The organism is Bifidobacterium ramosum, from assembly GCF_009299505.1.
Taxonomy (GTDB): domain Bacteria; phylum Actinomycetota; class Actinomycetes; order Actinomycetales; family Bifidobacteriaceae; genus Bifidobacterium; species Bifidobacterium ramosum.
The window spans coordinates 51,041-73,704 of record NZ_WBSM01000007.1 but is presented as its reverse complement, the minus strand read 5'-3'; the positions used below and the strand labels follow the sequence as shown (position 1 = coordinate 73,704).

Sequence of the window (22,664 nt, the reverse complement as noted above, 5' to 3'; positions counted from 1 at the left end):
CCTCGGCGGCTTATCGGTTGCGGGTCTTCGTCCGGTCCGGCGTGGACGGATGGGCTGTGGGGTCGTCGGCGCGCTGGCTGGCCCGTTGGCGTATGCCGTCGAGCACCGCGTCCCTGCCTTTCGACATGTTCGGCTCTTCCTCTTTCGCCGATTTGGGGTTGAAGGAGGTGATGGGTGCGGGCAGCGCGTATCCCTGGTCGATCGGGGTGATGCCGTCGGCGGGGTCGAGTTCGCCGGCGGGTCTGGCGCCCATGGTTTCGGCGAGTATCGAGGCGGCGTCGCCGCGCCCGGTCCGGTCGGCGATGATGCGTTGGAGGGTGTCCTCCAATCCGGCGCTGATGTCGGTGGAATCGGCGGGCATGATGCACTGGTAGACGGGTGCTCCCCAGTTCGTCGCCGTGCCGGCGAGCGTGTATTCCATGATGCGTTCGCTGGGTTCGAGCAGTGATTCGAGCCGGAACGGTTCCCGTGCCGGCATCTGGTCGGGATTGGCGTGTTCTGCTGCGTGTTCGGCGACGAGTCGGGCGAACGTGGCCGAGCCTGAGGGCATGTCGCCGTCCAGCTGGTCGGCCACCGGTTTGACGAGGCCTTGGACCTGTCGGCGCAGGGTGTCGCCATCGGTGTCGTTGGCCTGCATGATGCGTTCGGTGATGCGCTCCGTGCCGTCCGATCGCATCACGTTGTCGTGCGTGTCTCCCCAGCGCTCGATCATCCGCATCGCGTCGGGGGTCGACTGCGTCGTGGCGTCGAGACCGGGCTCGTCGTCGGTGTAGGCGTCGATGATCTGCTTGAGTTCCGTGCCGGAATACCGTTTGGTGTCGGGGATGGTGGCGTCGATCAGGAACCCGTGGTCGGCGAGGGTGACGTTGTCGTTGATGACGGCGTCGCGCCCGTATTTCGCCACGTCGAAGTACATGCCGTATGGTCCGTCAAGGAGTTTCGCGAGTTCCGTGCTTTGGTTGACGCAATGCCAGCCGTACATCTCGTCCAGGTCGGGCGTGTTCTCCTGCGTGATGCCTTGCGGCGGGTCGTAGGTCATGTATTCGATGTCCTCGGATTGGACGAGCAGGTTCGCCAGTCCGATCGGGTCGTGCACGCCGTTCATATCGGCCGCCAGCCGTACAGCCTCCAATGCTTCGGGCTGGTCTTGCGCGAAGATCCGGGCGGCTTGCGCGAGCGTGTTCAGGGCGTGGAGGTCTTCGTATTCGCCGGGCCGGTAGTCGAGTGCGGCGAGCAGGCCCGTGTATTCGTGGTCGAAGATGCCGTATTCCTCATAGGTGACGCCTCCTTGGCGTCCGATCTCATAGGCTTGCTGCGCGTCGAGCGTCAGTCCTACCTGTTCGGTGAGGAACCGGTCGATCCGCTGCTCGTCCGTGGGCAGGCGCAGCCATCCGCCGATGAGCGTGCCCTCGTTGTATCGGCCGAGGTTGCCTACCCATACGTTGATCGTCAGATCGTCTTCCGCCATCATCGGCTCCTTGTCTGTGTTTGCGTCTGCGTTCTTGCCTGCGCGGTGGATGGTGTTTGCGCGCGGCGTTCGGCCCTGTCCTTGATGGCGTCGAGCGTCCGGCTCTTGCCGGCCGGCCGGGATTGCGCGGCCGCCGGTTCGGGGTTTTCCGGGCCGGGTGCTGCTGGTGGTTCCTCGCCGGCTGGGGTGCCGGTGGTGGCGGTGACCGGTTTGTTTTCGGCGTGCTGCCTCGCATAGGCCATGCGTTGCGCTTTGACGGCGCGGCACAGCTGCCATGCGTCGTCGATGCGCATGGTCTCGCGTTGCTCGCCTTTGCCACGCCACAGTTCCACCGGTTCGCCGGGTTTGAAGCTGACGGTCACGTCGCGCCCGTTCAGTTTGGCGTCCCTCGCATGGTCGGTCAGGAAGCGGTCGAGCTGCCATCCGGTCAGGTCCACGCCGCGGATGCTGGTGCCCTGCGGTATCGCCACGCGCATCTTGTCGAACATGCGCCCGTCCTTGGAGGTCATCCGGTACAGGTGCACGTAGCTGTTGGGGAAGTTCACGCGCGGCCAGATCTCCCTTGTTCTTCCACCGGCCGCGGGTTGCGCCGTCTGCTCGCCGCCGGGCCGGCCGACAGCCGTCTCGTTCCGCCTCGGCTCCGGGACCGGGACCTGCGCGTTCCCGGGCTGCTCGGGCTGCCATCGCGTCGGCGTCTGCATGGCGTCGGGCGTGTTCCATGATGGTGCGGCCTGCGTGCGGATGCGTTGGGCGATCTCGTCGGAGGCCTGATCGAGGTCCGGCGCAGGGAAGCTGATCGAGGCGTCGGGCCATGCCTGGTTGTGGCGTCGGATCGCGTCATCGACGACCATGCGGGCGACCTGGCCCAGCCGATTGTCCTGCGGCATGCCGGCGGCCGCGTATTGCTCGCCGCGTCGTGCGATGTCCGCCAGGGCCTGCCGGTCGTTGTCGATGAGGTTGTCCATGAGCCAACGCGCGTTGGCTGAAAGCTCGGGCATGACGATGCTCCTTTCCGGTCATGGTCGTCGCGCATCCGTTCACCGGGTGCGGGTGCGTTGCTTCGAGGGCGCGGTGCGGCGTTGCCCTTCGATGCGTTTGCCGGCCCGCGTGCGGATGTCGTTCAAGGTCTGCTGCTTGGTTTTGGGGCGGCGCACGCCGCCGTCCGGGGCGGGGATGTCCATGCGGTTCCAGTCCAGGCCCCGTGAGCGTGCGGTCAGGGTTTCGATAGTGTCGGCGATCCGTCTGGCCTGGCCGGCCGGGTAGGTGAAGCGCACCGTGTCGTCGGCGACCCGTTGCGTGTGGTGGGGTATGTGGAGCCGGTCGAGCTGGTCGGTGATGATCGCAGCGTCACGGTCCCAGGGCACCGTGCGGAAGTCAAACCGGCCGTTCGATGGCGATTCGGCGTCGAAGGCGAGGCGCAGCGCGTCGTCGGAGGGTTCGAGGAACGGATTCGGCTCCTCTCGTTCCGGTGCCGGCATTGTCTCCGTGGCCGGCCGTGCGGGATCGGCGTCGCCGGGTTCGGGAATCGTGGCGGTCTCCTGCCGGGCGAGTTCCCGGTTGAGGCGTTCGACGATGCGTGAGACGACGTGGTTGACCTCGTCGGCGTCCTTGCCTTGGAAGTGGAGGAAGGTGCGGCCGGTGTCGCGGTCGTGCTCGATGTGGAAGGTGATGCCGGCCTTTTTCAGGTCGTGTTCGAGCTGTCGGGCGTATCGTCCGGTGACTTCCTGCACGTTGATCGGCTCGCCGGTGCGATGCAGGGTCTTGCCGTCCACCTTGCCGGTGGTCCTGATACGCCGTAATGTCTCGCCGGTGGCATGCACGCCGATGCCGAGCAGGTGCAGCGCCTTGTCGAGCCCGTATTTGGTCACGTCGATGATGACGCGCGTGCCTTGCTCGCTGACGCGCATCATGAGTTCCTGTGCCTGGTCCTCGGCCGCCATAGGATTCTCCCGTCATCCGTCGTGGTTCGTTGCGTTCCAGCTTCCGCCGGCTCACCGGTTCCTGCGGCGGACACGATGCCCGTCATCGCGGCGTTGCGCGCGCCGTGCGCCGTCGGAGCGTTCGGCGGTTGGCGTGGTGCGGGCGATGAGCCGGCGCAGGGCGAGGGCGTCGGAGGCCAGGCCACGGGTCTCCTGCTCCTCGATGGCGAGCTGGGCCTCCAGTCCCGTGGCGTCGGCTCCCTGATCATGGTTGTCGGCGATGAGCGCGATCAGGGCGCGCATGTGCTTCGCGTTGAGTTCGACGGAGTCGGTGAGTCGGCCGAGCGTCGCCAGCCGGCCGTCGCCTTCGTCGATGACCTGGGCGAGCACCTTGAGCTCGCGCAGGCTGTCGGCGAGCCGGTCGCAGGCGATTGCCTGACGCAGCGCGCGCCCGTTCACGCCGGTCAGGTCCCGGCCGTCGAACCGTTGACGGCAGTAGTCCTCCAGTCGCAGCGTGGGCCGCGCGAACCATGCGTACAGGCCCTCGCAGTCCGTTGAACGTGCATAGCCGCCGTTCTCGTCGGTGAGCACCTGTCTGACGTCGTCGGACAGGTAGGCGTGCCAGATCCTTCCGTCACGCACGAGCCGGTCGCACGGTATGGACAGGCGCAGGCGTCCGTGCGTGCCGGGCACCCGAACGGTCACCGCCGTATCCGTCCGACGGGCGATCATGGCCTCGTGGAAGGTGATCTCGCTGAGCGTGCGCCGGTGGATCTTGCCCATGATGGCGAGCATGTTGTATGCCACGCCCAGTCGCCGGTCTCGGATTCCGCGGGTCTGCCCGCATGGCGTGTAGGTGATGCGTCCGCCGCGCACGGTCGCGTTGACGCCGAGCGTCGCGAGTTCGCGGCGGAAGCCCGCGAAGTCATGGGCGTTCATGCAGGCCGTGTCGATGCTGGTGCGCAACCGGTCCTTGATGTTGCCGCCTCTGGCGCTCAGATGGAGTTCCCCGATCGACGGGGCCACGCGCCCGGACCGTTCCGGCATGAGGGTGTGCAGCCCGTATTCGCGGCACAGCCGGTCGCTGATCTTCCGCCATTCGCCCAGGGTTCCTTTCCTCAGACGCAGGGCCTTGCCCGTGATCCGGTCTGCCGGGCAGATGAGGATGTGGTTGTGCATGTGGGATCTGTCGGTGTGGGTGGCAATCACGTAGTCGTGCGTGCCTCCGGTGATCTCCCGGACGAACCGTTCCCCGATCAGATGCGCCAATCGGGGCGTGACCTGGTCGGTGGGATCGAACGATTGGATCACATGCAGCGCCAACACGGCCCCCTGCCGGCGTGAGCCGCCTTTCGTGGCGTCCAACGCACATTCGAAGCCTCGGGCGATGGACTCGGCGTCCGTGATGTCATCGCCGACGGTGGTCGAGGCCCACCGGTAGCCGTCGGTCTTGGCCGGGTTCGTCACGTAGGCGATGCTGCGGGCAAGCGTGCTTTTGATCTTGCCGATCTTGACTACAGCCATTCGGGCACCCCTTTGGGGTCAACGTCGGTCTCCACCCGGATGCGCAGGCCCGCGACCAGCCGTTCCGCCTGGCGCAGCTCGTCGAACACGCGCGAGAGCATGGCCAGGTCCGTCTCCCGCGTGGTGTTCGCGTGACGGGCGATCTGGTTGACGTTGTTGCCGATCCTCGCCAGTTGGGCGCTCACGTCATGCAGGTTCGCGGGCACGGTGATGTTGACGCGGTGGGCGCATCTGATCCTGTTGCGGGCGAACGCCATCCATCCCACGGGCCTGAGCCCGGCCTGGATGCGCTGACGGTTCTCCACTTTGAGCGAGTCCGCCACCCACCGCCATTCCTCCTCGCTGAACGTGACCGCCTTGCGGATCGTCCTGGAACGGTTGCCTTTCCAACCCATCGGCGCCTCCTCATATCGGGTTCCACGGGTGTCCCGCGATCGGCCCCGAGCCTCGCGGGGCCGCGCCGGTGTACGTACACCGGCGATGCTTGCTACACACCAACCGCCCCTCCGGGGAGGGGATGGTTGCGCACCGGTCAGTTTCGCCTTGGCGCCACGCCATGCGCGGCGGACTTCAGGTCACGTTTCGCATGCCGACGCCGGTTCCGTTTCGTGTCCGCCGGCATCATTGCCGGCGTCGTTCTACGATGCGGGGCAGTGAAGAACAATCACCGTGAGGAGACCGTCATGGCGAAGCCGAGGGAACGCAACCGGGCGATGCGCGCCATCGCCGACAACGCATTGGATGCCGAGTTGGAGGCGCTTCGGCGCAAACGCGGCGAACTGTCGCGTTTGGGTATCCTGCTGGACGATATGCGCTGGGCCGCGGAACGATTCCGTGACGCCGCCCAATCGTTCTGCGACGACCATCACATGCCTCGCGCCCAGCTCGTGCGCACGCTCAGGATGGAGCCAAGGGAGACGGGCATGGCGTTCCATGCCGTCACGCCCGACTACGGGCAGGCCAATCCCGCCGATAGTCACGGCGAAATCCATGATGACGAGGATTCGTCCCTCGAATCCGACGGCCGACCGGCATCCGCCGTCGATACACCGGAGATTGCCCTGACGGAAGACAACGCCGCAACGGCGAATGCGGCCGATGCCGGTGACGCCGGAGAATCCGGTTCGATTGGATTGGACCCGGAGGGATTGCGATTCGGTTTCCCGCGTCCTGGCGGCTACGCTGGATGACATTGGCTACATACGGGAGGTGACGGCGATGCCGATGCTGCTGGTGATGCTTGGCCTGTCGCTGGCGACGGGCGTGATACGCATGCTGATGCGTGGCGTGGCCTCGTGCCTTGCCCTGTTCGCGCACCCGTTGCGGCTCGTGGTGTTCCTCGTGAACTCCGTGTTCACGGCGTTCGCCATGCTGTCGGGATTGCTCATGCTGGCGTTCCTGCTCATGCATTTCCTCGCCGGCTCGGACGCTCCGGCATTGGACGGCTCGTTCGCGTTGATCGTCGCCACGTTTCTCACGGCCGTGCTTGCGAGCATGCTCATGGATTGGTGCGACGCGCGGCTCCGACGACGCTCCTCCCGCCACGGCTGAACGTCACCCGCCGCCGCTTGGCTCCGGAAGGCGCGGGCGCGCATGCGCCGTCACGTTTCGCCATTCGCGCCCGGACGGGGGCGGAACCCGTATTCCGGTTCCGCCCCGTCCGTCGCTTATTCGGCGTCGTCCGGCTCGCCGGATGCGTCGTCGGCTTGCGACGCCCCATCGTCGTCCGGTTCGCTGTCCTGCCCTATGCCGGTATCCTCGCCATTGTCGTCGTCATCGATTGGTACGAGGGAGCCGTTGAGGGCTTCGGCTTCCGTGTCCGAGGTGCGGTAGCCGAGTGTTTCCAACGCCTCGTACAACGGTGCGGCGTGTTCCGCGATGGTCGCCGCGTCACGCCACGTTTCCCAGCTGACGCGCTCTTCGGCCAAGGCGTAGAGCAGTCCGAACGCGGCCCGTTGCGGGTCGCCGGCAATCATCGCGGTGACGGACTCGCGTAACGGGTCTTCGGCCTCGTCCTCCGGCTTTGCATCATCGGCGTCGTCGCCCGCCGTGCCGATGCCGGTGATTTGCTCCCAGACGTCCTCGGCATGACTGTTCCATTGGTCGAATCCCTCGGTGAGCGTATCGAGCGCGAATCTCGCGGACAGCAGGGCGACGGCTTTGCCGATGCCCTTCGGCTGGGATTTCAGTTCCATGAGATGCGTCACGAACGCGATGCGCAAATCACGGCTTGCCCGCGCGAACTCCTTGGCCGGTGCCGTCTCGCGTTCCTCGCGTTCCCGTTCCTCGCGCCAACGCGCCTCACGCGCCTCGCGGGCCGCGGTCTCGGCCTCCTCGTCCACGGTTTCGTACAGGGCGATGCCGCGCGCCCATGACGCGCCTTCGGCCCGCACTCCCACGACGGGCGTGGCTCCGTCATGGGAGTCGCGCCATGCGTCGATGGCCTTGGCAATGTCGCCCGTGGTCAGCATCGTGGTGCGACGCAATCCCTTTGGCGAGTCATACCAGTTGTCCGCGTTCGGCTGTTCGTCGGCCGCGTCGATGCCCATGCGTTCCAATTCGGCTCGTGCCGTGTCGAGCCATTCGCGCCATGTTCGCTCCTGCCGGGCGTGCTTGACGGCCATGTTCCAGTTCTTGCCGCCTGCCGCCTCGGCGAGCCGTTCCTGAAGGTCTGGATGCCGGTCGAAGTCGGCGATGGTCTCCCAGTCGTCGATACTCAGCTGGGCTGTTCCGGCCTTGCTTCGCACGTTCTCGCCGATGGCGGCTATCTTCAGGCGTCGGCGCACCAATGACGTGGAACGGCCGGTGCGTTGCGCCGCCTCGTCCACGCCCACGCCCAAATCGAGAAGCCCCTGATAGCCGTCGGCCTCCTCGATGACGGTCAGGTCGGCGCGCTGGCTGTTCTCCACGAGCATGAGCTCGCGTTGCTCCCGTTCCGACAAATCGGCCACCACGGCGGGCACCCAGCTCAATCCGGCGAGTTTGGCGGCGGCGAGGCGGCGATGCCCGATGACGAGCAGGTAGCGTCCCTGCGGCGTGGGAGTGACGAGCAGGTTCTGCCGGATGCCCTGCGCGCGTATCGAATCCGCGAGTTCCGACACATCGCCCACGTCACGGCGCGGGTTCGCGGGGTTCGGATCGATAAGTCCCACGTCCAGCATGACGATGTTCGATTCCTCCATGCCCTCGTCGGCCGATACGGGACGTTCGATGATTGCGGTTTCCATGATTGTCTCCTTGAAAAACAGATGATTGGGGATTGGCTGGGGCTTCCGGAATCGGAAGCCCCAGCCAGATGAATCCACGGCCGACGCTCAGTGGCGGCGGCGTTCCGTCCACGCGGGGCGGATGCCGTGTTCGCTGGCCGCGAGCACGAGGGATGCCAGCGAGCAGTCGTCGTCCAAGGCCAAGGCCTTGAGCGCGCGCACCGCGGCGGCGGTCGAACGGTCGGCCATCCACAGCAGGTACGCGCACGACGCCATCGGCTGTGCCTTGTATCCGTCCGGGGCGTCGGCCGTCACCGATTCCAGCAACGCCGTCGCGCGTTCCCCGCGTCTCGTGTCCGGCTGATAGGCGGCGTCCTTGAACGCCCGTGACAGTTCGCGCATGACCACGGCCGCCGACTCCATCGAATGCGGCTGGGCGTACAGCATGTGCAGTTCGCCGCCGCTCATTTCGCGCAAAGATGCGAGTATCAGCGCGTCCCGCATGCTCAGGCACTCGGTCATCAGCACCGCCAGCGTGACGCGCTCCTCATGGGAGAAACCGCCCTCGTCGCGCGACAACAGGCCGTTCCACCTGTCCATCAGGGGCGCGAACCACTTGTCGGCCGCTTCCGCCGGTCCAAGTTCACGCCGGTCCTGAAGGAACCCGTCGCGTACGCGCTTCGCCAGTCCGGTTCCCGCCGTGCGGGTATCCACCATGTCGTTCATGTCCATCGGTCCTTTCCGTGTGGTTTCCATTTCGGACACCACCCGCCTGCCATGCGCGCAGGCGGAGAGACCGGAGGCGTGGACCGCGACGATCCGGGCCGTAGCGAAGACGGCATGCTGGTTCGCCGTCGCAGCGCAGGCACGGGAGCGGCGCGGGACACGGCGCAGGGAACGCAGACGGAGCGCATGGCATGCTGGTGGTGGCCGCAAACCCTTCGTCAGATTCCGCGCGGCCCACCGCCGCGAGCATGCGAGCGGCCAGACAGCACGGTCATGCGCACAGCGCATGGCCCGGGGCCGCGTTCCCGCGCCGATTGCGGAGAGTATGTCGAACAGCCCCGCCTGGAGCATTCTCTCCACAAGCGGCGCGGATGTCATCTATAGATGACATAGCATCCCAAAACGAACTATCAAGAAGACACACCTGGCATCATTTGACGTAAATCAGTTTCATTTACAGGAGGGGATATGACTACTGATTCTTCCGACAAAAGTGCGCTTTTTGATATCCACACAGCACCAGCAAAAGCGATGAAATATCTACGGGAATTTGACGAAGCTGTTCAAAGCAAGGGGTTCCCGTGTATTTTTGCACCATTGGCGTTCCGACACAATGATTTATTGTTTGGTCTTGCTGATGTTTCAGCAGGATATCAGCAAATAGCACTGTTGTTCAATGCGGCAGTTCAATCAATCATGAAAAATTCGAATCAGACAATTGTTCTTTGGATTGAAGGAGCGGGTACCAATAATCTTGAAGAAGATAAGAATTTAGCTTCCGCTATTCTCAAGGAACTACTAACAGCGGATCAGACACCTTGGCCTGCTTCCGCACCTACCAATCCAAACGATCCCAATTGGGATTTTTGGTATGGAGGTGTTGATTTCTTTATCAATTTCAGTACCCCACATCACGTTAAACGCCGTAGTCGCAATCTGGGAAGTGCTTTCACGCTGGTAATTCAATCGCGATCTACTTTTGACCATATTGGTAAGAACCCGATGCAGATACGTCATCGTATTCGTGAACGTATTGCACAATATGACGCAATTTCAATTTCCCCGGCTTTAGGAGAACACGGTAACGCTCCGGAATTGCCGCAGTTCTTCCTAGGCGACGATAATATCGAGGCATCCATGCTGCTGACCGAACAGGATATTCTCAGCCGAATCAAACGATGAAATCTATAAATACCCGAGACAAAATACTGCTCGCAACAGGCATGGTGACAGTCGGCTCGTTGGGCATCCAGACCTCTTCGTCCCTGTCGGCGTCGTTGTTCGATGCGTTGGGTCCGATTCCGGTCAGTTCGATGCGTATGCTTGTCGCCGCGGTCGTCATGCTCGCGCTCATCCGTCCGAAACTCGCGGGCCGGTCGAAAGGCGAATGGTTGGGCATCGTGGTCTACGGGCTGGCGATGGCGGCGATGAACGTCTGCCTGTACTCGGCCATCGACCGCATCCCGATGGGCGTGGCCGTCACCCTGGAATTCCTCGGCCCATGCGTGGTCGCCCTGGCCGGATCTCATCACTGGCGCGAGGGACTGTGCGCGGTGGTCGCGCTGGTGGGTGTGGGATTGATCTCGTTCACGCCGGGAGGCTACTTCAACCCGGCCGGCTACCTGTTCGCCTTGGGTTCGGCCTGCTGCTTCGGCCTGTACACGCTGTTCGCCGACAAGGTCGGCAAGGGCACCGGACTGGACGGGCTCGCCCTGTCGGTCACGGTCGCCGCTCTCACCACGCTGCCGGTATCGGTCAGCCACGCCGCGCATGCGATGCCCGCCCAATGGGGCGTCATCGCCGCGTCGGCAGTGCTGGGAGTGGCGATTCCCTACACGATGGACACGCTGTCCGGGCGCATCACGTCGGCGCGCGTGGTTGGCACGCTGTTCTCCATCGACCCAGCCATGAGTGTGGTCATCGCCGCGCTGATCCTGCACCAAACCATCACTCTTACGGCCGTGTTCGGCGTCATCGTCGTCTCCCTCGCCGGAGCCCTGCTCGTATGGACAGCCGATAAAGCGTAAAAAACAAGCACAAGTGGCTGGCAAGAACAAACGCCTCCTGTCAGCCACTCTATTCCATCATTGAACGCTAAATCCTTGATCTGCGGCATAGTTCTTTAAAGCCTTTTGCCACTTGTCGGCGGCAGCCTTGAAAGTCTCCTTGCCGGAGAAGAATGATCCCATATTGTCGTTGTAGATGGAGCGGGCGTAGGGCTCGAAGGGTAGGAACTCCCATTTGCCGGTGACGTCCTTGGCGGCCCGGGAGAAGACCTCGTTGTATTTCTGGCCGCCGAAGAACTCGTTGTCGCTGCCGTCGGCGTTCCTGAGCGTGGTCTTGGCGAGGAAGTCCTTCTGGTTGAGGGTCTTGGTGGTGGCGGGGAAGCTGCCGTTGGATACGCGGGCGTCGATGCCTTCGTTGTTGGTGGTGACGTATTCGACGAACTTCTTGGCGGCGTCGAGTTTGCCGTCGGGGATCTTCTTGGTGATGGCCAGTCCGCTGCCGCCGTATTCGCCGTTGATGGGCATTCCGTCGATGGTGGGCAGGAGGGCTACGCGGAATTTGCCGGTGGCTTGGGGCACGCCCTGCAGGAGGTTGTTGGCCATCCATGCGCCGCTGATGAGGCTGGCGGTGGAGCCGTCTCCCAGGGATTTCATCCAGTCGTCGGTCCAGGTCTTCGTGTGGACGTCGATGAGGTCTTCGTCGCGCATCTTCTGCCAGAGGTTCATGAACCGCTGGGCGCCCTTGTCCTTGGTGATATTGATGGTCAGTTTGTCGTCGTTGAGTTTGTAGGCGTGGCCGCCCATGGCCCACATCATCGCGTTGAACAGGCCCGCGTCGCCGGAGTCGGAGATGATGTAGGAGCCGGTGGCGCGAATCTTCTTCGCGTCCTCGTAGAACTCGTCCCACGTGGTCGGCGGTTCGCTGATGCCGGCCTTGTCGAACACGTCCTTGTCGTAGAAGTAGGCCATCGGGCCCGAGTCGGCAGGCATCGCGTACACGCCGCCGTTGATGTTCACGGAGCTCCATGTGCCGGGGGTGAACGTCTTCTTGAGCTTGACGGTGTCGTAGACCTTGCTCAGGTCCATGAGTGTGTCCGAGTGCACGAACTGCGGGATGGCGAGGTATTCGATCAGGGTGACGTCGGGCAGGCCGTTGCCGGCCTGGGCCGCGTTGTTGAGCGCGGTGTAGGTCTCCTCGGTGCTGCCGACGTTGCTCACCTTCACCGTGATGTCGGGATTGGCCTTCATGAAGATTTTGGCGGCGCGATCGATGCTGGCGTCCCACGACCATACCGTCAGTTCGGTCTTGCCCGAGCTTGCGATTGTGTTGCCGCATCCCGCGAGCGGGATGAGCAGGGCTCCGATGGCGGCCGTGGCTATGGCTACGCGTGTGGTGTTATTCATGTTGGTCTTCTTTCCGTGCTCGACCGTCTTTGGCCGTATGCCGCAACTATTTTGTTTGGATGTCGAACATGATTATGTACAGAGATGGGAAACTTGTCAAAACACCGGGGTTTTCATATTGTCAGTCCCCTGATGGGTGTTATTCTGAAAGCCGTTCGAGGATGACGCCGGGATGTCCGTCCCGATAATGTGATTCCGCATTTCCGCAATCGTCTCACCCGAGGAGGGCTCCCATGTACGCTAAATCCAATCCCAGCGACGCAAGGGCCAACAACCGCAGACTGTTGTTCCGGCTGCTGTTCCCCGACCGGCAACTGTCGCGCGCCGACCTGTGCAAGGAGACGGGGCTCTCGCGCGCCACTGCCACGGATGTGACCGGCGAGATGATCGACGACGGCCTGCTACGTGAACTGGGGTCGGGGAAACGGGATGGCCGCGGCAAGCCGGGCACCTTGCTGGCCATCGATACGGACGTGCTTCGTCTGGTGTGCATCGATCTGTCGCGCCCGTATGTGATGACCGGCGCCGTGATGGATTTGCGGGCCAGAATCGTGGAACGTCGCGAACGTGTGCTTGATGATGGCGACCGGGTCGATCTCGACGACGTGCTTTCGCTCGTCGGTCAGATGATCCGGCTTGCCGGTTCGGGGCTTGTCGGCATCGGCGTCGCAGTCCCCGGCGTGGTCTCCGGTGCGGGGAGGGTGATCTCCAGCTCCAATCTCGGCTGGGACGACGTGGAGCTTCGCGACATGCTCGAAGGCGAGTTCTCGTTGCCGGTCCGAGTGGACAACGACGCGAACGCCGCACTGCTCGCCGACCGCTTCCTCGGGCACGGCAATCCCAACTGCCTGCTCGTGCAGATCACCCGGGGCATCGGCGCGTCGGTGCTGCTCAACGACGAGTTCGTGGATGGCGACGACCATGCGGCCGGCGAGATCGGCCATGTTGTGATCGACCCGAACGGTCCGGCATGTACCTGCGGCAAGCGCGGCTGCCTGGAGACCTACGTCTCCGCCATCGCGTTGCGCGACCGCATTCGTCAGGACCCGAATCGGCGCGCGGACATCCTGGCCGAAGCTGGTGCGAGGCTCGGCGGAGCTCTGGCCATGCCGGCGAGCCTGTTGAATCTTCATGACATCGCCGTCTACGGACCTCCCGACATCGTCGGCGAGACGCTGCTCAATGCATGCGACGAGACCGTCAACTCCTTGTCGCGGAACGACTACCAGAGCAGTATGCGGGTGCGTCGGTGTGAGCTCGGTGACGACGCCACTCTGCGGGGGCAGGCGGTCTCCGTGCTGCGCGAGATCGTGGGCAGGCGCGGGCTGTCCGCGGCGGCCTCGTCCTGACGCCACGTGCGTCCCGCCGCCAAGCGCGCGTGGCGTGGTGTATCATCGCTTCCCGAATCCAATATGTAAGGATTCCGAACATAATGGCGGGCGGACGAAACAGGAGTCCGCCCTCGGGAACGGAGATCGTCATGACGATGAATGCCAGTGGTACGCCGGAAACAGAGAACCTGCGCGTCGGCGTGGATGTCGGCGGAACGAAGATCGAGGCGGTGCTGACCGATGCGGCCGGCACGGTTCTCGCATCCGCGCGCAAGGCAGCCCGGAAAGGCGGTGACGAGGTCGTGGAGGATGCGGTAGCCATCGTGCGGCAGGTGGCCGGAATGCGGTTCGATGAGGTGAGATCGGTGGGCATCGGCATCCCCGGGCTGGTGCACCGCGACACCGGGCGCGTGGAGAACGTGGTCAATCTCGGAATTGAGAACCTGGAGCTGGGAGGTCGCGCATCCGGCATGCTCGGCCTTCCCGTGTGGGTGGACAACGATGTGAACGCCGCGGCGCTGGGGGCCTATGGAACGCTGCCCGACCGGCTCAAGCACGGCAGGATGGCGTTCGTCAACCTGGGGACGGGGCTGGCGGCCGGCTTCGTTCGCGCCGGTCTCGTCGAACGCGGCGACACCGGCGCCCTCGGGGAGATCGGCCACCTGCCGGTGGACCCCAACCGCATGGCGTGCAAATGCGGTCAGCGCGGATGCCTGGAGACCGCATGCTCGGGAGGGGGCCTGCGGCGCATGTGGCCCGTCGCGGATCCTCCGCTGCCCGACATCCTCGCGAGGGCCGACGGCGGCGATGGCGAAGCGGAACGGGTTCTTGGCATCGCGCTGCATGCCCTCGCCGACGTCGTGCAGATCGTCGCCCAGGCCGCGGATCCTTCGGTCATCGTCATCGGAGGCGGTGTTTCCCGCGCCGGGTCCCCGTTGCTTGATGCGCTGCGCGGGGAACTGCGCAACAGGGAGGCCTCCAGCGGATTCATCGCGGGTCTGCGGCTGACGGAACGCCTGCGGCTCGCCGATGCGTCGATTCCGATCGGCGCGCTCGGAGCGTCCCTCATCGCCTGCTGACCGCACCTCCCGACGCAACGCCCCCTTCGGCGCGTCGGGCCGAATGCCACGCGTTTCGTCCGGTTTCGCCAAGCAAGGCCGTAGCGTGCCCCTTATTTTGTTCGACTGACTTGCAAAAAAGATAAAGACGTCATATCCTTGGCTATCAAGGAGGTTGAAACCAGCTAAAGGAATTAAGCAAGGATGGCTAACAAAAGTCATGTCATTCCTGCCGTGACGTCATGTCGAGGAACGATGTGACATCACGTTCCTAGGCGCTGTTTCGGGCGCCGGCGACGGCGTCCGAAACAGCATCGTCCACGCATGGCAGCGCGGACGGATACGGCCCCGGGACCGTCGTGCGCAGCGGCACGTCGCGCCATTCCTCCGAACGGCGGCGCCGGGCAGGCATTCCAGGAAAAAGGAAACCACCATGAGAACGAAGAGGATTTCCGCGGCCATCGCCTTGGCGGCCGCAGCGGCGCTCACCCTGTCGGGATGCTCGATGGGAGCCCCGTCCGGAGGATCGCAGCAGGATGCGTCCGCGGGCGGCAAGCTGACGGTGTGGATCATGCAGGGAGACCAGAGCGAGGACACCATCAAGGCGATCAACGAACGGTTCACCAAGGAAACAGGCGTCAAGGTCGATGTGCAGACCCAGGTGTGGGCCGACATCAATACGAAGGTGACGACCGCGCTGTCCACGGACACGCCGCCGGACGTTATCGATCTGGGCAACACGCAGGTCGCCGGGTTCGCCGTGAGCGGCGGCCTGCTGGATCTGACGGACAAGGCCGACGATATGAGGCAGGGGCACACCTGGCTGTCCGGCCTTGAGGAGCCCGCCACCATTGACGGCAGACTGTACGGCATCCCCGCGCTGGGGGCCGCCGGCGCCGTGATCTACAACAAGAAGATGTGGTCCGAGGCCGGAATCGACAATCCGCCAAGCACGTACAAGGAGCTTGAAGCCGACCTGCAGAAGCTCCGGGACGCGAACACCGACAAGGACTTCTCCCCGTTCTACATGCCCGGACGCGATTGGAAGTCGGCGGCACGGTGGATCTGGGACGCCGGCGGCGACTTCGCCGAACAGCAGTCGGACGGAACCTGGAAGAGCACGCTGTCGAGCGACAAATCGCTCAAGGGCATCGACCAATGGCTGGAATTCCAGCACAAGTGGTCCTCCGAGGCGTCCCGTTCGCTGGACACCGGCAACCCCGACTTCAGCCAGCTGCTGGCCGAAGGCAAGACCGGCGCGATCCTGAACAACAGCGCCGGCATCCGCACCATCCAGCAGTACAACCCCGACCTCACGACCGACAATCTGGGATCGTTCCCCATGCCCGGCGCCAGCGGCAAGCTCCAGCCGGCGATGATGGCCGGCTCGGTGTGGGGCGTCGCCCAGAAGAGCAAGCGTCAGGAGTTGGCGCTCAAGTGGATCAAGATCGCCGCGAGCCCCGAGATCCAGAAGGACTACGTGTTCGCCAAGGACGGGTGGATGCCCAACTACGTCGAAGGCCTCGACGAGGTCATGAAGTCCGCGGACTTCCCGTCCTACCTGACCGGCTTCTTCGAGTCGGCGAAGAACACCAAGGCCACACCGGCGTCACCGCAATGGCTGACCATCGAGAACGACAGCTCCCTGAACTGCTTCGGCGACATCGCCACCGGCGCCACCACGGCCAAGGCCGCGGCCAAGTCGTTCGACGAGCATGCGGACTCCCTGTACGCGAAGAAGTAGGGAAATCATGATGAGCAACGCGCAATCGACGGCCGCCGCCGTCCCCGTGGTGAAGCGGCGTCGCAATCTGACGCCCCTGTGGCTGCTGACGCCCGCCGGCGTGATCATCATCGCGCTGGTCGTGGTGCCGTTGATCTTCTTGGTCTTCACGTCGTTCACGGACTTCAACCAGAAGACCCTGTTCACGGGCTCGTTCAACATCGTCGGGTTCGACCAGTACGAGAACGTGCTGACCGACCCGGAGTTCTACAAATCGCTGGCCCGCACGTTCGGGTTCGCGGCCGCCCTCGTGGCCGGCAGCGTGCTGATCGGCATGGGCGTGGCCCAGCTGATGACCAAATTGGGGCCGGTGATGCGCTGGCTGGTCACGTTCGTGCTGATCTTCGCGTGGGCCATGCCGAACGTGGCCTCGTCGGTGGTGTGGAAGTGGCTGTTCCAGCCGGGGTACGGCGTGGTCAACTGGCTGCTGACCCAGACCCATTTGTTCGGGGACGTGACGAACCTGTCGTGGACCGACAACACGTGGCTCGCGTTCCTGGAGATCTGGCTGCTGGTCGTCTGGCAAGCCGTCCCGTACATCGCGATCAACCTGTACGCGGCGACCACGCAGGTGGACAAGTCCTGCCTTGAGGCGGCCCAACTGGACGGCTGCTCGAAGCTGCGGTGCTACTGGCAGATCACCGTGCCGCTGATCAAGCCGAGCCTGATGGTTATCACGATGCTGTCGGTAATCTGGGACTTCAACGTGTTCAACCAGATCTGGCTCGTCTCCCAGGGAGGCCCCCGCGAGACGACCGCGACGATCGGCATCTTCACCTACAAGAAGGCGTTCGTGTCGTTCGACATCGGCACCGGCGCTGCCGCGAGCGTGCTTGTCACGCTCATCCTGCTCGCCCTGACGAGCGTGTACATCCGATACCTGCTCAAATCCGGGGAGGACCTGTGATGACCACCGCAACCATAACCTCTGCCGCGCCGCGCGCCAAGCGCAGCCTTTCCTCGCGGCTACGCCGCATCGGCACGATCGTGTTGGCCGTCGTGTTCTGCATCGTGTGGATCTTCCCGGTCTACTGGATGTTCGTCACGTCGATCAAGCCGCGCAACCAGATCATGACCGCCACGCCCGTGTTCTGGCCCGCGAAGCTGTCAATCGACAACTTCATGGTGGCCGTCACCCAGACCTCGTTCCTGACGAACCTGAAGAACAGCGTGATCGTGACCGCCGTGTCGATCGTCCTGTCGATCGTCCTCGCGTTCTTCGCGTGCGCGGCCCTGACTCTCTACCGGTTCCGCGGTCGCAAGGCAATCATGGTGTTCGTGCTGGCCATCCAGATGACCTCGGGCGGCATCATCCCGCAGTTCATCATCTTCAACCAGTTCGGCCTGCTCAACAAGTACAGCGGCCTGATCCTCGCGTACATCGCCATGGTCCTGCCGTTCGCGATCTGGAACATGCGCGGCTTCTTCCTGAACATCCCGAAGGACATCTTCGAGTCCGCTGCCGTCGAGGGGGCCAACGACTGGCAGATCCTGTGGAAGATCACCTTCCCCTTGGCCGCACCCGGCATCGTGTCCACGTCCGTGTTCGCGTTCATCAACGCCTGGAACGACTACATGACCGCTTACACGTTCATGAAGGATCAGGCGAAGTATACGCTGCCCGTGTGGCTCTCCTCGTTCTCCACGCCCACCATGGGCACCGACTTCGGCGGGCAGATGGCCGCATCCGTCATCTTCTCCCTGCCTGTCGTGATCTTCTTCATGATCATCCAACGCAACATCATGAAGGGCGTCACCACGGGAGCCGTCAAATAACCCAACTGAATCGATCGGCAGCATGTGCGGTGTCGGGACCATGTCCGCGAAATGGCCTCGACGCCGCACTGCCATCTCAGGGCCAAACGAACCTCACAACAATCCTTGGCGACATACTAAGAAAGGAACTTCCCATGAACGGCCAAACACCCCTGCAAGGATGGACCATCGTCCCCACGCCGCAAACCATGCAGCATAAAGCAGGCATCGCATTGCTGCCAATGTGCGGACGAATCAACGAAGCGCGCGCGGCCGGTGACGATCGGTACATACTCGCCGCACAACTCATCGACGACATCCGCGCAGCCACCGGATTGGAATGGGACATCGCGACGGGCGACCGCTGGCCGGGATTCATCACCCTGACCATACTTGACAATCCCCATGCACACCCGTCCGGCTCGTATACGCTCGACATCACCTCGGATGGCGTGACCGTCGTAGGCGCGGATTTCGAGGGCGTGCGCAACGGCGTGCAGACCCTGCGCCAGCTCATCCGCCAATGCGGCGCCGCCCTGCCCTGCCTGCACATCGAGGACCAGCCCGCCTTCGAAACGCGCGGCTACTATCTCGACGTGACCCGCGGGCGCGTCCCCACCCTCGACTGGCTCAAGACCTGGGCTGACAAACTCTGCCTCTACAGGTACAACCAGCTCCAGCTCTACGTCGAACACACCTTCGCGTTCGACGGGATGAGCGAGACCTGGCGCGGCAGCAGCCCGCTCACCCCGAAGGACATCCTCGAATTCGACGACTACTGCGCCGAACGTGGGCTAGAACTGGTCCCGTCGGTCTCCACGTTCGGGCATCTCTACATGGCCCTGCGCACGCAGTCCCTGCGCGACCTCGGCGAGTTCCCCGAGTCCGCCGACGAACCGTTCGGGTTCATCGACCGCATGCGCCACCACACATTGAACATCAGCGACGAACGCGCCTTCGCCCTGTCCACGAAACTCATCGACGACTACCTGCAGCTGTTCCGCTCCGACAAGTTCAACATCTGCGCCGACGAGACCTTCGACCTCGGCAAGGGCCACTCCAAGCCCCTCGCCGAGCGGATCGGCGTCGCCGCCATGTACGCCGACTACGTCACCCGCCTGTGCCGCCACCTCGAAACCCAAGGCAAACAACCGATGATGTGGGGCGACATCGCCCTCGAACACCCCGAAATCCTGGAACAGCTCCCCGAAGAAGTCATCCTGCTCAACTGGCAGTACGACCCGCAAGTCACCGACGAGAAAATCAGGACCGTCGCCGAATCCGGCGCCACGCAGATCGTGTGCCCGGCCGTATGGTGCTGGAACGCGCTCCTGCCGCGCATCGACGACGCCTGGAACAACATCACCCGCATGGCCCGCTACGGCGCGCAATACCAAGCGCAGGGCATGCTCGTCACCGACTGGGGCGACCTCGGCCACGTCAACGACCCGCGCATGGCCATCCCCGGCATGATCATCGGCGCACAGGAAGCCTGGAATCCGGGACGCGTCCCGGACGAGGCCGACATGCTCCGCCGCATCTCCCGACTCGAATACCACGACGCCAGCGGAGAACTGCTTGATATCCTTGCTCGCGCAAGCCATGCGGCCTGCTTCCAATGGAACCACCTGGTCACTTGGCTGGAACTTGATGACGGACAGGACGGCGTCAACACTGGGGTTCTGCAAACCATCCAGGGACTGCTCCCGGAAAACGAACGACCAGACGATGTGATCCGCACCCTCCAGAACGAAAGCCGGACACCGTCACTTGCAGAATCCCGACGGATACTGCTCCGCTATCTGAAGCACCACATCGCGCTCGGTGAAACCGCAGATCACCTTCTGCAGACCAGCGCTCGTCGAATCTCCGCGATCACCGCGACCGCAGGACCGCGAATCGCAGGAAACGCCGCTGCATTCCGCGTAGCCATCGAGGGGCAACGAACGCTGAACCGAGTTGGCCTCCGACTCGCGTCCGAGGCGGGGGTCACTGGCACTTTGCAATCATGCGAGGCGATTCAGCATGACGACGCGGCGAATCTTGCCGCAGCATTGGAGATCTGGATGGAGGCGTATGCGGCGCAATGGAGTATGACCAGCCGCGACTCCGAACTGCAAAGACTGCAGGAAGTCGTTTTCCGGGTTGCTGATCATCTGCGCTCGGCGAGCCGAGTGCAGAGCGTACTATGAGCAGCATCTGCCCCATGAGAGGAGTCCCCATGCCGTAGCCGCCCGATTCCGGGAACGACCAGCACCAGCAATTCATTGATGGTGCTGTCCAGACATGGTTCAAGACCACCAACACCATCAATCGGAACCAGAACGCTTCCAGCGCAACACCCACATCTAACCGTATTACGGATGATTGAGCAATGTACCTAGGGAAACGAATCAGAATCGCCATTGTCGATAACGACAAACTCACACTTGGCATGATGAAGCTAATGATCAAGCAGCTTCTGCCATTCGCTGAAATACATTGGACGGCGGCGAAGGGCAAAACGGCTATCGACAAATGCCTGGATAAGAAAACGCAGCCCGACGTACTGCTGGTGGACATGTCCTTGGAAGACATGACCGGCTATGAGGTATGCCGGGCCATCCGCTCCAAAACACCGCAAATCGTGCTGATCGGCATAACCGCTTTCTCCCTAGAGAGATACTACGTACAGGCTCTGGAGAACGGGGCAGCGTGTTTGATGGACAAGGCGCAGGTGCGTGATGTCTGTCAAGCCGTGTGCCTATTGGCCAACGGACAATCACCTCATGTGAAATACGAGTCATCGGAAACCGCGCAGGAAGCCTACGCGAGACTATCCATAGAGGACAGCCCCAAACGCCGGTATAAGAACCTCACCAGAAGAGAGGAAGAGGTCATGAATCTATGCGCGTTAGGATATACATCAAAGGAAATCGGAGTGAAGCTTGGCATAGGAGAACCAACCGTAAAGACATACATCAAGCGCGTAGTTGAGAAGATAGGCGCCAAGAACAGAACGCAGGCGGTAATTAAATGGCTCGAAAAGAAAGACGAGTAAAAAGCAGCAATAAAGCGCACAATGCTTTCATTCTCAATAACACCAAATATGTTCAACACTTACTTCCGGTCGTCAGTATTGTTATCACGATAACGGAAACATGGACTTATCCACCACGGGAAATAATAACTTGGCTATTGGTAATCATTCATATATCGATGATCGCGCTAATGGCCGTTCATCCGCTATTAGGCAGCAATCTGCTGTTGGGTGCATTTGTTTTCGGCTGTTTTATACCAGATACTAGCGGACCAAGTTTTCTGTGGGGAACTTGGTTGGCGCTTGCTTATATTGGACTATATGTCAAGCCACCATATGGAGCAATCTATCCGTTGACAGTTTCTGCCATTCGCATGTGGAGATTCAGTCTAACAAAGACTCCGTTCGATGAATATGTCATGCTTTTGTTCATTATGTTTTTGGCATTTTTCATCGGAAGAGCGATATCTTGGAGAAATCTGGCGGATCAAGTAGAGAAGGATAAGCTTAAAGCAGAAAAGATTCAGCAGCATCTTTCAATGGTTAGAAAGGAAAATATTGCCGTCAGTAAGATACATGATTCGGTTAGCGGAAATCTAACATACATGGCAATAATGCTGGATAACAAATCAGCAAAACATGATTGCAACTTCAGCGAAGAAGAGATTTCAAATCTTCGATCAACGATTGTTAAAACATTGGAAGAAATACGAATTGCCATTAATGTAATGAACGGCAATGATGTTGCATTGCTAAATAATGTAGATATGCCGTATATCAGACGCCTTCAATCTATTGCCGAGCAAGGCGATAAATTTTTATCAATGCTGGGATTTTCTGGGAAAACCTATATACCTTCCGAGTTTTCAGAAAAAATCAGCAACGATTACTTTGATGAAGTAGAGTCTCTATTGCAAGAGCTATATACGAACACTGCCGCCCATGCGAAACCCAATAGCGATTATTATATCTCTATAAGTTGTAAAGATTTAATAATATCTATTGACCAGGTCAATGAAGTTTCAGCGGATAGCTTGTTCCCTGATAAACCCGTATCGGAAAATGGTTTAAAGCTGCATGAAAAACGCATACAATTGCTGGGTGGAACAACTAGAACTTCCTCAGAAGACGGCACATGGCAATTTCATGCACAAATTCCGCTGAGCTTATCCCACGATGTGACAGATCCAATTTATGGAATGAGGACAGGCCGGAAGCATTCGAACTGAATAGGTAGTAACGTCATATGCTTCCAATGAGATAACGTCGGCATTGCCTTCCGGCATTATTCCGATTGCTGTTAATGATACGATCAGCAACGCCGAGGTAATTACTTTCATGGTCATCCTTTCTGTGCCCGAAGTATCGCATAGATGCAATCGCATCATCTTGTTATTGGCGAGGCTTGTCATCTTTCGTATGACAACATCATGAGGTAATTGTTTATGCCATGCACACCGTCATG

At 61.7% G+C, this 22,664-nt stretch carries 20 protein-coding genes; 12 read left to right on the top strand and 8 right to left on the bottom strand.

Annotated features, from left to right (window positions below; genetic code table 11):
• Positions 1 to 10: 10 nt before the first annotated feature.
• From DSM100688_RS07290 to DSM100688_RS07270, 5 genes are read right to left on the bottom strand one after another with little or no spacing between them, the layout of a single operon-like run.
• Positions 11 to 1,468 carry an antirestriction protein ArdA gene (locus DSM100688_RS07290; RefSeq protein ID WP_163146920.1) on the bottom strand — a complete coding sequence of 486 codons (1,458 nt, stop codon included), beginning with the start codon at positions 1,466 to 1,468 and terminating at the stop codon, positions 11 to 13.
• The gene (locus DSM100688_RS12095) at positions 1,468 to 2,466 is read right to left on the bottom strand and encodes a hypothetical protein (RefSeq protein WP_239519409.1); all 999 of its coding nucleotides are present in this window, start codon (positions 2,464 to 2,466) and stop codon (positions 1,468 to 1,470) included. The genes DSM100688_RS07290 and DSM100688_RS12095 overlap by 1 nt, the downstream gene beginning before the upstream one ends.
• Positions 2,467 to 2,505: 39 nt before the next feature.
• Positions 2,506 to 3,408: a PcfB family protein gene (locus tag DSM100688_RS07280; RefSeq protein WP_100495480.1), complete on the bottom strand. Its 903-nt coding sequence runs from the start codon at positions 3,406 to 3,408 to the stop codon at positions 2,506 to 2,508.
• A 51-nt stretch (positions 3,409 to 3,459) separates the two neighbouring features.
• Complete coding sequence (locus tag DSM100688_RS07275) at positions 3,460 to 4,911, bottom strand: relaxase/mobilization nuclease domain-containing protein (protein ID WP_152358468.1); 1,452 nt, start codon at positions 4,909 to 4,911, stop codon at positions 3,460 to 3,462.
• Positions 4,902 to 5,306 (bottom strand): MobC family plasmid mobilization relaxosome protein, encoded by a 405-nt coding sequence (locus DSM100688_RS07270; protein ID WP_055427653.1) that lies wholly within the window; start codon positions 5,304 to 5,306, stop codon positions 4,902 to 4,904. The genes DSM100688_RS07275 and DSM100688_RS07270 overlap by 10 nt, the downstream gene beginning before the upstream one ends.
• A gap of 258 nt (positions 5,307 to 5,564) precedes the next feature.
• On the opposite strand from DSM100688_RS07270, the gene DSM100688_RS07265 reads away from it, so the two are divergent.
• Together DSM100688_RS07265 and DSM100688_RS07260 are read left to right on the top strand one after the other, a co-directional pair.
• A complete protein-coding gene (locus DSM100688_RS07265; protein ID WP_152358467.1) occupies positions 5,565 to 6,101 on the top strand; it encodes a hypothetical protein in 537 nt (178 codons plus the stop codon).
• Between the two features lie 28 nt (positions 6,102 to 6,129).
• A complete protein-coding gene (locus DSM100688_RS07260) occupies positions 6,130 to 6,462 on the top strand; it encodes a hypothetical protein (protein WP_055427651.1) in 333 nt (110 codons plus the stop codon).
• A gap of 116 nt (positions 6,463 to 6,578) precedes the next feature.
• Here DSM100688_RS07260 and DSM100688_RS07255 read toward each other — a convergent pair whose 3' ends face one another.
• Both DSM100688_RS07255 and DSM100688_RS07250 read right to left on the bottom strand, forming a co-directional pair.
• Positions 6,579 to 8,138, bottom strand: a complete 1,560-nt coding sequence (locus DSM100688_RS07255) for a ParB/RepB/Spo0J family partition protein (protein WP_152358466.1) — start codon at positions 8,136 to 8,138, stop codon at positions 6,579 to 6,581.
• An 87-nt stretch (positions 8,139 to 8,225) separates the two neighbouring features.
• Positions 8,226 to 8,843: a DUF4192 family protein gene (locus DSM100688_RS07250; RefSeq protein WP_133119377.1), complete on the bottom strand. Its 618-nt coding sequence runs from the start codon at positions 8,841 to 8,843 to the stop codon at positions 8,226 to 8,228.
• 468 nt (positions 8,844 to 9,311) lie between these two features.
• Here DSM100688_RS07250 and DSM100688_RS07245 point away from each other — a divergent pair, with 468 nt between their 5' ends.
• Positions 9,312 to 10,025: a YqcI/YcgG family protein gene (locus DSM100688_RS07245; RefSeq protein ID WP_100495476.1), complete on the top strand. Its 714-nt coding sequence runs from the start codon at positions 9,312 to 9,314 to the stop codon at positions 10,023 to 10,025.
• A gap of 41 nt (positions 10,026 to 10,066) precedes the next feature.
• Positions 10,067 to 10,870 carry an EamA family transporter gene (locus tag DSM100688_RS07240; RefSeq protein ID WP_239519410.1) on the top strand — a complete coding sequence of 268 codons (804 nt, stop codon included), beginning with the start codon at positions 10,067 to 10,069 and terminating at the stop codon, positions 10,868 to 10,870.
• Between the two features lie 57 nt (positions 10,871 to 10,927).
• On the opposite strand, the gene DSM100688_RS07235 is transcribed toward DSM100688_RS07240, so the two are convergent.
• Positions 10,928 to 12,253: an ABC transporter substrate-binding protein gene (locus DSM100688_RS07235; RefSeq protein WP_100495474.1), complete on the bottom strand. Its 1,326-nt coding sequence runs from the start codon at positions 12,251 to 12,253 to the stop codon at positions 10,928 to 10,930.
• Positions 12,254 to 12,486: 233 nt separating this feature from the next.
• Here DSM100688_RS07235 and DSM100688_RS07230 point away from each other — a divergent pair, with 233 nt between their 5' ends.
• From DSM100688_RS07230 to DSM100688_RS07195, 8 genes are all read left to right on the top strand, one after another.
• Positions 12,487 to 13,602 carry an ROK family protein gene (locus tag DSM100688_RS07230; protein ID WP_094729296.1) on the top strand — a complete coding sequence of 372 codons (1,116 nt, stop codon included), beginning with the start codon at positions 12,487 to 12,489 and terminating at the stop codon, positions 13,600 to 13,602.
• 131 nt (positions 13,603 to 13,733) lie between these two features.
• Positions 13,734 to 14,663 carry an ROK family protein gene (locus tag DSM100688_RS07225; protein WP_094667170.1) on the top strand — a complete coding sequence of 310 codons (930 nt, stop codon included), beginning with the start codon at positions 13,734 to 13,736 and terminating at the stop codon, positions 14,661 to 14,663.
• Positions 14,664 to 15,075: 412 nt separating this feature from the next.
• On the top strand, positions 15,076 to 16,386 hold the full coding sequence (locus DSM100688_RS07220; RefSeq protein WP_055427642.1) for a sugar ABC transporter substrate-binding protein: 1,311 nt from the start codon (positions 15,076 to 15,078) through the stop codon (positions 16,384 to 16,386).
• Between the two features lie 10 nt (positions 16,387 to 16,396).
• Positions 16,397 to 17,332: a carbohydrate ABC transporter permease gene (locus DSM100688_RS07215; protein WP_044088999.1), complete on the top strand. Its 936-nt coding sequence runs from the start codon at positions 16,397 to 16,399 to the stop codon at positions 17,330 to 17,332.
• On the top strand, positions 17,332 to 18,201 hold the full coding sequence (locus DSM100688_RS07210) for a carbohydrate ABC transporter permease (protein ID WP_055427641.1): 870 nt from the start codon (positions 17,332 to 17,334) through the stop codon (positions 18,199 to 18,201). The genes DSM100688_RS07215 and DSM100688_RS07210 overlap by 1 nt, the downstream gene beginning before the upstream one ends.
• Before the next feature lie 134 nt (positions 18,202 to 18,335).
• On the top strand, positions 18,336 to 20,372 hold the full coding sequence (locus DSM100688_RS07205; RefSeq protein WP_150381240.1) for a beta-N-acetylhexosaminidase: 2,037 nt from the start codon (positions 18,336 to 18,338) through the stop codon (positions 20,370 to 20,372).
• A gap of 182 nt (positions 20,373 to 20,554) precedes the next feature.
• Positions 20,555 to 21,220 carry a response regulator transcription factor gene (locus DSM100688_RS07200; protein WP_055427639.1) on the top strand — a complete coding sequence of 222 codons (666 nt, stop codon included), beginning with the start codon at positions 20,555 to 20,557 and terminating at the stop codon, positions 21,218 to 21,220.
• The gene (locus tag DSM100688_RS07195) at positions 21,196 to 22,428 is read left to right on the top strand and encodes a sensor histidine kinase (protein ID WP_146143585.1); all 1,233 of its coding nucleotides are present in this window, start codon (positions 21,196 to 21,198) and stop codon (positions 22,426 to 22,428) included. Before DSM100688_RS07200 ends, DSM100688_RS07195 begins: the two co-directional genes overlap by 25 nt.
• Positions 22,429 to 22,664: the final 236 nt, after the last annotated feature.